The 5,247-nt window shown below is 65.4% G+C and carries 5 protein-coding genes; 2 read left to right on the top strand and 3 right to left on the bottom strand.

Going from position 1 to position 5,247, the window contains the following annotated elements; genetic code table 11:
* Positions 1 to 161: 161 nt before the first annotated feature.
* Both VKP01_RS03200 and VKP01_RS03195 read left to right on the top strand, forming a co-directional pair.
* Positions 162 to 671 carry a TRAP transporter small permease subunit gene (locus VKP01_RS03200; RefSeq protein ID WP_324410208.1) on the top strand — a complete coding sequence of 170 codons (510 nt, stop codon included), beginning with the start codon at positions 162 to 164 and terminating at the stop codon, positions 669 to 671.
* Positions 661 to 2,205 (top strand): TRAP transporter large permease, encoded by a 1,545-nt coding sequence (locus VKP01_RS03195; RefSeq protein WP_324410206.1) that lies wholly within the window; start codon positions 661 to 663, stop codon positions 2,203 to 2,205. Before VKP01_RS03200 ends, VKP01_RS03195 begins: the two co-directional genes overlap by 11 nt.
* 219 nt (positions 2,206 to 2,424) lie before the next feature.
* On the opposite strand, the gene VKP01_RS03190 is transcribed toward VKP01_RS03195, so the two are convergent.
* The 3 genes from VKP01_RS03190 to VKP01_RS03180 form a co-directional block, all read right to left on the bottom strand.
* Positions 2,425 to 3,510 carry a sensor histidine kinase gene (locus VKP01_RS03190; protein WP_324410205.1) on the bottom strand — a complete coding sequence of 362 codons (1,086 nt, stop codon included), beginning with the start codon at positions 3,508 to 3,510 and terminating at the stop codon, positions 2,425 to 2,427.
* A gap of 4 nt (positions 3,511 to 3,514) precedes the next feature.
* Complete coding sequence (locus tag VKP01_RS03185) at positions 3,515 to 3,940, bottom strand: response regulator (RefSeq protein ID WP_324410203.1); 426 nt, start codon at positions 3,938 to 3,940, stop codon at positions 3,515 to 3,517.
* A partial coding sequence (locus VKP01_RS03180; RefSeq protein ID WP_324410201.1) for a sensor histidine kinase occupies positions 3,937 to 5,247 on the bottom strand: 1,311 nt, incomplete at its 5' end. The genes VKP01_RS03185 and VKP01_RS03180, both read right to left, overlap by 4 nt.

The following is a 5,247-nucleotide window of genomic DNA, read 5'->3' as shown; positions in this document are numbered from 1 at the left end:
GACTATCGCAATCTGATGGTCGACTACATGGCCCATTCCGAGGCCGCGCAGCTGGCTGCGCGTAACCTCGACTTCACCTATGGCGGTTCGGGCCGCTAATGACACGACCGGCGGGTGCCCTCAGAGCACCCGCCGCCTTTGCGACGGGGCGGAGACGGGATATGACGCGCATCGCCGATGCACTGGACTGGATCAACCGGATCGTCGGCAATGTCGTGATGTGGTTCGCCCTGGCGATGGTGCTCCTGCAATTCGCTCTGGTGATCCTGCGCTACGTTTTTGGCATCGCCTCGATCTTCGCCGGCGAGGGCGTGCTCTATCTGCATGCCGGCCTTTTCATGCTGGGTGCGGGTTACACGTTGCTGCTTCAGGGACATGTCCGGGTCGATATCTTCTATGCCCGCCGCTCCCGACGCGGACAGGCGCTGATCGACGTCTTCGGGCATCTGGCGCTGCTTGGCCCTTCACTGATCATCCTGCTCTACTGGTCGTGGCCGATGGTGCGCCGTTCCTGGGCAATCCTCGAGGGGCCGATATCGGTCGGCGGCATCCCTGCTTCCTTTCTTTTGAAATCCCTCGTCCCGGCATTCTGCGTGCTGCTCCTGATCCAGGGTTTCTCCGCCCTGATCCGCGATCTGATCCGGCTGCGGGAGGGCCCCGATGCCGCTTGATCTGATCATGTTCGCCGCGCTGATCGTGGTGATCCTGCTCGGCTATCCTGTCGCGTTTTCCATTGCCGGCGTCGCCACCGCCTTCGCGCTCATCGGCTGGTGGCTCGATGTTTTCTCCATCGGGATGATGGGTGCGCTCGGCCAGCGTTTCTTTGGCATCATGACCAATCCGGTCCTGACCGCGATCCCGCTCTTCGTGCTGATGGGGGTGGTGCTGGAGAAGTCGCGCATCGCGGAGGATCTGCTCGAGACGATGGGGCGGTTGTTCGGAGCCGTGCGCGGCGGACTCGGCGTCTCGGTGATGCTGGTGGGCGCGCTGCTGGCCGCCTCGACGGGAATCGTCGGCGCGACCGTCGTGGCCATGGGCCTGATCGCGCTGCCGGCCATGCTGCGCAACGGCTACAATCCGCGCCTCGCCGCCGGTTCCGTCTGCACGGCGGGAACGCTCGGCCAGATCATCCCGCCCTCGACCCTGCTGATCATCCTCGCCGAGGTGATGTCCTCCGCCTTCCAGCAGGCGCAATTCGCCATGGGGCGCTTTACCGTCGAGACAATTTCCGTGGGCCAGACCTTCGCCGCGGCGCTGGTTCCCGGCCTGATTATGGTGGCGATCTATATCCTCTACATCCTGGGCAGGGCCTTCCTCGTACCCGGCGATGCGCCGGCCATGCAGCGCCCGGAGAAATCCGTGAGCCATGCCGAAGTCTTCGGCGCCATCGCACCGCCCATCCTCCTGATCATCGCGGTGCTGGGCGCGATCCTCGGCGGCATCGCCTCGCCCAACGAGGCGGCCAGTGTCGGCGCTGTCGGGGCGATACTGCTCGCCGGCTACAGACAGGGCGCGCCGCGCTGGCTGATCCTGACCGGCGCCGCGGCGCTCGGGCTGCTCGCGGTGGCGGCGGGATTGCAGCCTGTGCGGTTGCAGCGTTCGGATGCCGGCGCGCTCGAATATGCGCTCGGCATGCTCTATGCGGGACTGGTGCTGATCGGCCTCGCAGCGGTGATCGCCGCCCTACAGAGTCTCATGCGCCAACGCATCATGGTGGCTGCCATGCGGCAGACGCTGGTCGTGACGGCGATGATCTTCGCCACCATCCTGATGGCGTCCTTCTTCAGTCTCGTCTTCGTCGGACTTGGTGGCGAGCACCGGGTCGCGGCGATCCTGGAGAGCCTTCCAGGCGGGCCGACGGGGGCGCTGATCTTCGCCATGCTGTTCATCTTCGTGCTCGGCTTCTTCCTCGATTTCGTCGAGATCTCGGTGATCCTGCTGCCGCTCCTGATCCCGCCGCTGATCCTGATGGGGCACGATCCGATCTGGCTGGCGGTGCTGATCGCGATCAACCTGCAGACCTCCTTCCTGACGCCGCCCTTCGGCTTCTCACTGTTCTACCTTCGCGGCGCGGCGCCGAAGGAGGTGACCACGGGCATGATCTATCAAGGCGTCGCCCCCTTCATCCTGCTTCAGGCGCTCGCCATCGCGCTGATCTGGCTGGCGCCGCCGGTGGCCACCTGGCTCCCGCGCGCCTTGTTCTGAGGGGCGGGACCAGTCCCATGCCGGGTATCATCCCGTAATCCCCGGTCGGACGCAGATACTGGCATATCGGGCGCTGAGCAGACCCGACCTGATCGCCGGCGCACGGGCCGACATGCTGGCCCCGTTACGGTTATCTGATGCACAGCCGGAAAGCGACCGAGGCTGCGCGCATCCATCGCAACGCGGTGGGCCGATGCTGCAGAAGTCCACGGAGCGCCCTCAGGCTGCCGGCTCCTCGTCTGCGCCCGATCCCGTGGCCTCCCGCGGAACGTCAAAGCTGAGCATGGCGCGGGTGCCGGTATGGCTGGGGTCGAAATGGATCTCGGTCTTGAGATTGGCCGCCATCGCCTTGACGATCCGGGTGCCCAGCCCGCTGCCCTGCGGGGGGCCGGCGATGTCGAAACCGACCCCGTCATCCTCGACGACAAGGCGGATGCGCGCTTCGTCCTCGCGCTGCAGGAAGACCCTGATTTCGCCGGGGGCGTCTTCCGGATAGGCGTATTTGGTGGCATTGGTGACGAGTTCCACCACGATGACTCCGAGTGAAATCGCTTGATCGGTCGGTGCCTCGATCGGCTCTGCCATCACGCGCAGGGTCTCATGCGTGCCCGATGCCCGCATGGCCTGCCCGAGCTCCTGGATCAGGCCGGTGAGATAGGCGTCGAGCTCGACCCGGCGCACATCCCGCGAGGTATAGAGCCGCCGGTGGACCTGCGAGATCGCGGCGATGCGCGTCTGCGTCTCGACCAGCGCATCGCGGGCGGGGCCTTCCGGCACGATGCCCTTCTGCATGGTGACGAGGGAGGCCACCAGCTGCAGCGAATTCGCCACGCGGTGATTGACCTCACGCAGGAGCATCTCGGCGCGGTCGCGCTGCTCGCGCACCTCCTGTTCGGCGCGTTCCTTGGCGCGGCGCACGCATTCCTGCTCCAGCGCCTGGCGGACCGAGGCGCCGAGCAGATCAAAGAAGGCGCCGCCGACATCCTTGACGATGTAATCCGCCGCGCCGTTCTTCAAGGCCGCAACGGCGATGCGCCCCTCATCCGCGCCGGTGACGTAGATGACCGGCGCCGGGGCGGGCATGGCCCGGATTTCCTGCAGGACGTCAAGCCCTTCCTTGCCGGGCATGAAGTGGTCGAGGGCGACGACGTCGAAGCGGTCCTGCGTCAGCTGCGCGAGCCCCGCATCCCCGCCTTCGGCAAAGGTCACCTCCATCCCCTGGCGCGTCAGGGCGCGTGCGACAAGACGCCCGAAAGCGGGATCATCGTCGATATAGAGCACCCGGACCCTCTTGTCGGCGCCCATGCCATCAGCCCTCCGGCACCTGCATGACGGAGAGGAAGAGGCCGAGCTGGCGGATCGCTGTCGCGAAGGTATCGTACTCGACCGGCTTGGTGATGTAGACATTGCAGCCCAGATCGTAGCAGCGATGGATCTCGGTCTGATCGTCGGTGGTGGTGAGCACGATCACCGGCGCACGCCTGGTCGACTCGTTCTGCTTGATGCGTGCCAGAATATCCGTGCCGCTCATGTCGGGCAGGTTGAGATCGAGCAGCACCAGAAGCGGCCCCTGGCCACGCGTTTCCGGTGTCTCCAGATGCCGCAGGGCGCTGGTTCCGTCGAGGAAATGCAGGATCTCGTTATTGACGCCGGCACGGCGCACGTTCTTCTCGATCAGGCGCGCATGGCCTTCGTCGTCCTCGATCATGATGATGGTCACGGGCAGGGCACTCATGCGTCTTCCTGATGTTCGTCCGGTTTGAGAGTTTTGGGCAAGATCACGATGAAAGTCGAGCCCTTGCCGGGTTCCGACTCAAGATGGATCGTGCCGCCGAGGCGGCGCACGAGGGCGCGCACATGGGCAAGCCCGATTCCCTCGCCGGTCTGGTCCTGCGCGCCTGCGCGGCGGAAAAGATCGAAGACCCGCTGGTGATCCCTGGAATCGATACCGCGCCCGTTATCCGCGATCTCATAGCGCAGGCGGTGATCCGGTTCGGCATGGCCGCGCACGGTGATCCGCCCCGGGCGGGCGGGATCGAGGTATTTCACCGCGTTTTCGATCAGATTGCCGAAGATCTGCTCCAGTGCCACCCGGTCGGAGACCAGATCGGGCATGTTCTCGATCGAGATTTCCGCGCCCTCGTCCTCCAGCTGATGCGCGATGTTCTGCGCGAGCTGCGCGATCACGTCGCGCATCACGATTGGTTCGGGCGTCAGCACCCGGCGGCCCTCGCGGGAGAGCTTGAGGATCGCGGCGATCAGGCGGTCCATGCGCTGGGTGGAGGAGCGGATGAAGTCGAGCGCCTCGGGCAGATCGGTCTCGACCGCCATGCGGGCATCGTCGGTGACGAGTTCCGGCGCTTTCGCCGCGACTTGCGCAATGAAGGCCTCGACCTCCTTGCGCACCGCCTCGAGTTCAGCGGTAAAACCCATGACGTTGACGAGCGGCGCGCGCAGATCATGGCTGACGATATAGGCGAAGCGCTGGATCTCCTCGTTGGCCTCGGTCAGATCGGCGGTGCGCGAAGCAACCGCATGTTCGAGATTGGCAATCAGCCCGGCGAGTTTGGCGCGCGCACGCTCCAACTGGGCGGTGCGCTTCTCGACGCGATGCTCCAGCGTTTCGTTCATCTCTTCGAGGGCGGTATTGGCCTCCTCGGCGTCCTCCGTCGCCCGGGCCTGCCCCAGGGTGGCGACCCCCAGAAGCAGCGTGGCGAAGAAGCCGATCCCCATGAGCCAGGGAGAGAGTGCGCGGGCGGAATCGGCGGCGAAGGACGGCGTCGTCTCGATCTGCAACGTCCAGGGGCGGTCGCCGATCTGGATCACCCGCTCGTCGCGAAGCACGATTGCCGGGTCGGTTTCACTGCGCGCTGAGCGATAGAGCAGATCGGCCTCGTCGGTGGTCTCACCGTCGAAGACGGAGAAGGCGATTTCCGACGGGCGCTCACGGAGTTCGAAAGAGTGGTCGAAAAGGTCACCTGCGCGAAACGGGCTGTAGACCCAGCCGATCAGCCGCTCGCGTCGATTCTCGACCGTTTCCGG

This window comes from Saliniramus sp. (genome assembly GCF_035311605.1).
GTDB lineage: Bacteria > Pseudomonadota > Alphaproteobacteria > Rhizobiales > Beijerinckiaceae > Saliniramus.
Note: the sequence above shows the minus strand (reverse complement) of the source record. Positions and strands in the feature narration are given on the sequence as shown.

Coding starts and splice junctions, on each gene's coding strand:
- VKP01_RS03200 (WP_324410208.1), top strand. CDS start 162: ATGACGCGCATCGCCGATGCACTGGACTGGATCAACCGGATCGTCGGC.
- VKP01_RS03195 (WP_324410206.1), top strand. CDS start 661: ATGCCGCTTGATCTGATCATGTTCGCCGCGCTGATCGTGGTGATCCTG.
- VKP01_RS03190 (WP_324410205.1), bottom strand. CDS start 3,510: ATGGGCGCCGACAAGAGGGTCCGGGTGCTCTATATCGACGATGATCCC.
- VKP01_RS03185 (WP_324410203.1), bottom strand. CDS start 3,940: ATGAGTGCCCTGCCCGTGACCATCATCATGATCGAGGACGACGAAGGC.